We start from the raw sequence: 4,251 nt of genomic DNA, 5'->3' as shown, positions 1-4,251 counted from the left end.
GCGTTGGGGCCGGGGTCGTCGGCGCTTGCGGCCGGGGTGCTGGTGCCGGTGGTCATGTCGTGCGTCAGCTCCTCCGGCCGGCCTGAGCGGTTCGACTGAGTGGTTTGTCTGAGTGGTTCGGCTGAGCGGCCCGATTGAACAGTTCGGCACGAACAGTTCGGCACGAACAGTTCGGCCTGAACGGCCCGTCCTTCCGGCCCGGTTGATCGATCGGTTGCTGTGGACCGTAGTGGGGTCAGGGGCGGGCAGAGGGAGGCGGTGGGGGCCAGTGGGGGTTCCACAGCTAAAGCGCATTAGTCCGTACTGCTAATGCGCTTTAGCGCGTTCAGGATCACGGGCGCTCGAAGAGAAGTCAATCGCTGTACGAAAGGCGATCCGAGTGCCGAAGTACCAGGCTTCGTTACGGAATTGAGATGGCAGGTTCCGGTGGCCTTGGCTTTAGCGCATTAGTGCAGGTGGGTGGAGGTGGACGGAGGGGGTCGGCAAGGGGCGCGGGCTGCGTGGGGCTTCCGTTAAGGGGGTGCTGGCGAGGTGAAGTTGGGGCCCGTGCATTGACGGAACCGAAAGCGGACGACAACGTTGGCATCGCCATCCGGCGGCGCGGCCGGTCGTGTGCCGGTCCGTGCGTGGTTCTTCGCTGTTTCCTCGCGGTTTCCCTAGGTGGAAGCGCTCTCCTACGCGGACGTGCTTCCCGAGCAGAAGCGTTTCCCCGACGCAGGAGTGACCATGATGCGCAGACACTTGGGCCCCATACGTACTGGTCGTGACACCCGTAATGCACGTAGCACCCGTAATACGCGTAACACTGGTGACAACCGCCCTCCTCACCCCCTCCACATCCCCCGCCCCGCCCTGGCCGCCGCCCTGACCGTCGCCTTGATGTCCGTCACGGCCGCCTGCGGCGTCGGAGGTGCGGAGGGGGCCGCGGCGGACGGACAGCCGAAGCGGACCGGGAAGGTCTCCGGCCAGATCACCTTCCGTACGTTGCAGCTCAAGCCGAACTTCACCGCGTACGTGCAGGGCGTCATCGACGCGTTCGAGAAGAAGTACCCGGATGTGAAGGTGACCTGGGAGGACGTGCCGGGCGATGGGTACAACGAGAAGCTCGTCGCCGACGCGCAGGCCGGCGGGCTGCCGGACGTGGTCAACCTGAACACCGACTCGTTCCAGCTGCTCGGTGACCGGGGCATGCTCGCGGATGTCGCCGCGCTGGACCCGAAGGTGGCGAAGGAGTACGTACCGGGCGCCTGGGATCAGTACAAGCTGCCGGGCAAGGGGGACGGGGTGTACGCGTACCCCTGGTACGTGACGCCCGAGATCCTCACGTACAACAAGGACCTCTTCGCCGACGCCGGGCTGGACGTGACCAAGCCGCCGACGAGCGTGGAGCAGTTCTTCGACTACGCGGAGCGGATCGCGGGTGCTTCGGGCGGCCGGTACACGGCGTTCATGGCGGACCCGAAGGGGCGGCTGCCCGGCGACTGGCAGAAGATGGGCGTGCCGATCCTGAACAAGAAGAAGGACGCGTTCGTCTTCGACACGCCGAAGGCCGTCGAGTGGGTGCAGCGGATGAAGAAGCTGTACGCGATGGGGGCGATGCCGAAGGAGTCGCTGACCAAGGCCGATGATCTCGCGCAGCTCTACGGGGCCGGGAAGCTGGTGTTCGGTCCGGGCTCGCCCGGCATTCTCAAGGACGTGAAGCGCAACTCCCCGGCGGCGTACGGGAAGACGCAGGTCGCGCAGGCCGTGACCGGGACGCTCGGGCACATCGGGATCTATACGCAGTCGCTGGGCGTGCGCAAGGACACCAAACACCCGGACGCGGCGGCGGAGTTCGCCAAGTGGGTGACCAACGGGCCCAACCAGGTCGCGTTCTCGAAGCAGGTGACGATCTACCCGTCGAACGCGAAGGGCCTGGCCGATCCGTACTTCGCGGACAAGGGCGACGGCAAGGACCCCGAGACGATGGCGCGCACCGTCGGCGCCGAGGAGCTGAAGTCCGCGCGGCTGGACGCGAATACGCCCGTGGAGTGGACCACGCAGGTCGGTGACGCGGTGGTGCGGGAGATGCAGAAGGGGATCAGGGGGGACGAGGACGCCAAAACCGCGGTCAAGAACGCGCAGGAGGCGGCGAACAAGATCCTCGCTCAGCAGAAGAAGCGGCAGTGACGGGCGATGGCATCCGGCATGACACCCGCAACGCCGCCCCTCGCGGGCCCGGCCGCTCCCGCCCCAATCCGCACAGCCCCCACCAGAACCTCACGTGCCACCCGGCGCCGCTCCGCACGAACCGACGCCGACACCGGCCTGCTCCACCGCCGCTGGTGGACCCCCTACCTGTTCCTGCTGCCGGGGCTGGTCATGGTGGTGCTCTTCAGCCTCTGGCCGTTCGTCAACACCGTCATCCTGTCGCTCACCGACGCGCAGATCCTCAAGGGCGGCCGGTTCGTCGGGCTGGAGAACTACGGCCGGGCGCTCGGTGACCCCGACTTCTGGACGGCGACGGTCAACAGCGTCGTCTACCTGGCCGTCGTCGTGCCCTGCCTGGTGCTGCTGCCGCTGGCGCTGGCCGTCCTCGTCCAGCGCAAGATCCCGGGGATCGGCTTCTTCCGCTCCGCCTTCTACACGCCCGTGATCGCCTCGGCGGTCGTGGTCGGGCTGATCTGGCAGTGGGTGCTGCGCAGCGACGGACTGGTCAACACCGTGTTCGAGAAGCTGCACCTGATTTCCGGGCCGGTTCCGTTTCTGACCGATTCCACGATGCTGCTGGTCTCCGCCATGATCGTCACGGTCTGGAAGGGCCTCGGCTACTACATGGTCTTCTATCTGGCGGCGCTGGGGAATGTGCCGGCGTCGCTGTACGAGGCGGCCGCGCTGGACGGCGCGGGGGCCGTACGCCGCTTCCTCAGCATCACCATCCCCAGCGTGAAACCGATGATGCTGCTGGTCGGAACGCTGTCGGCGATCTCGGCGCTGCGCGTGTTCACCGAGATCTACATCCTCGGCGGGGAGAGCGGCGGGCCCGGCGGCGGCGCCCGGACGCTGCCGTTCCTGATCCGCCAGGTCGGGCTGGGCTTCGCCGGGGAGACGGGTTACGCGGCGGCCATCTCGATCCTGCTGTTCCTGCTGACGCTGGTGTTCAGCCTGCTGGGGCACCGGCTGTCGAAGGGAGACGAGAGGTGACCGAACTGTCTTCGCCGGGCGTACGGCGGGACCGGCGAGCCCCGACCGCGGGCCGCAGCCACGGCCACCACCACGATCGCCGTCACGGCCACCACCACGGCCGTCACCACGATCGCCGCCGCCACCACGGCCGCAGCCGCAAGGCGACCCTCGGCCTCACCGGCCGCTACCTCACCCTCTGCCTGATGCTGGTGGTCATGCTGGGCCCCATCGTCTGGCAGTTCCTGACCTCGCTGAAGGGCCGCGGGGAGAACGTCTACGGTGGCGTGCTGCCGAGCGAGCCGACGCTCGACAACTACGTACGCGTCACCGAATCGTTCCCCCTGATCCAGTACGTCGGCAACACGCTGATCGTCGCCGCGCTGGCCGTCACCTCGAACTGCGTGTTCGCCGCGATGGGCGGCTACGCGCTGTCCCGGGCCGGGTGGCGCGGGCGGCGGACGGTCTTCACCGTGCTGGTCGCGACGCTGATGTTCCCGTTCGAGTCCGTGATGATCTCGATGTTCCTCACGGTGCGGTCGATGGGTCTGGTGGACACGCTCATCGGGGTCTGGCTGCCCGGCGCGGTCTCCGTGCTCAACCTGATGATCATGCGGGCCGCCTTCCTCGCCGTACCGAAGGAGGTGGAGGAGGCCGCCGTCCTGGACGGGGCCAACGAGTGGCAGCGCTTCACACGGGTGTTCGTGCCGGCTGCCAAGGGCGCGCTGGCGGTGGTCTGCCTGACCAGCTTCATGGGCGCCTGGGACGACTTCCTGTGGCCGCTGATCGTCCTGACCAACAGCGATCACTACACGCTGCAACTCGGACTGAAATCGCTCGCCGGAGCCACCACGGTCAACGACCAGCGGCTCATCGCGGCGGGGGCGATGGCCGCGCTGATCCCGATGATGGCGCTGTTCTTCGCCCTCCAGCGGTACTTCTTCCGGGGCGTGGGCGAGGGGGCGTTGAAGACGTGACGGGAGACGTGACGGGAGACAGGACGGGAGACGTGAGGGGAAACGTGGAGGGAAGCGATGCGACGATGCCTGCCGGTACGGCCCCCGCCCCCGCCCCGCCCCCGCTCTGGCC

3 protein-coding genes are annotated in these 4,251 nt (G+C 67.7%); all 3 read left to right on the top strand.

What is annotated here, in order from left to right; genetic code table 11:
- Positions 1-879: 879 nt before the first annotated feature.
- The 3 genes from IH45_RS0142220 to IH45_RS0142210 are packed head-to-tail and all read left to right on the top strand — an operon-like array spanning position 880 to position 4,139.
- Complete coding sequence (locus IH45_RS0142220; RefSeq protein ID WP_030682331.1) at positions 880-2,169, top strand: ABC transporter substrate-binding protein; 1,290 nt, start codon at positions 880-882, stop codon at positions 2,167-2,169.
- Positions 2,170-2,187: 18 nt separating this feature from the next.
- The gene (locus tag IH45_RS0142215) at positions 2,188-3,183 is read left to right on the top strand and encodes a carbohydrate ABC transporter permease (protein ID WP_234440900.1); all 996 of its coding nucleotides are present in this window, start codon (positions 2,188-2,190) and stop codon (positions 3,181-3,183) included.
- Entirely contained in the window at positions 3,180-4,139 is a 960-nt protein-coding gene (locus IH45_RS0142210) for a carbohydrate ABC transporter permease (RefSeq protein WP_030682324.1), read from the top strand. The genes IH45_RS0142215 and IH45_RS0142210 overlap by 4 nt, the downstream gene beginning before the upstream one ends.
- Positions 4,140-4,251: the final 112 nt, after the last annotated feature.

Source organism: Streptomyces rimosus subsp. rimosus, from assembly GCF_000720725.1.
GTDB classification, from domain to species: domain Bacteria; phylum Actinomycetota; class Actinomycetes; order Streptomycetales; family Streptomycetaceae; genus Streptomyces; species Streptomyces rimosus_A.
The sequence above is the reverse complement of the archived record's forward strand: the minus strand, read 5'-3'. Positions and strand labels throughout refer to the sequence as shown.

Coding starts and splice junctions, on each gene's coding strand:
- IH45_RS0142220 (WP_030682331.1), top strand. CDS start 880: ATGTCCGTCACGGCCGCCTGCGGCGTCGGAGGTGCGGAGGGGGCCGCG.
- IH45_RS0142215 (WP_234440900.1), top strand. CDS start 2,188: ATGACACCCGCAACGCCGCCCCTCGCGGGCCCGGCCGCTCCCGCCCCA.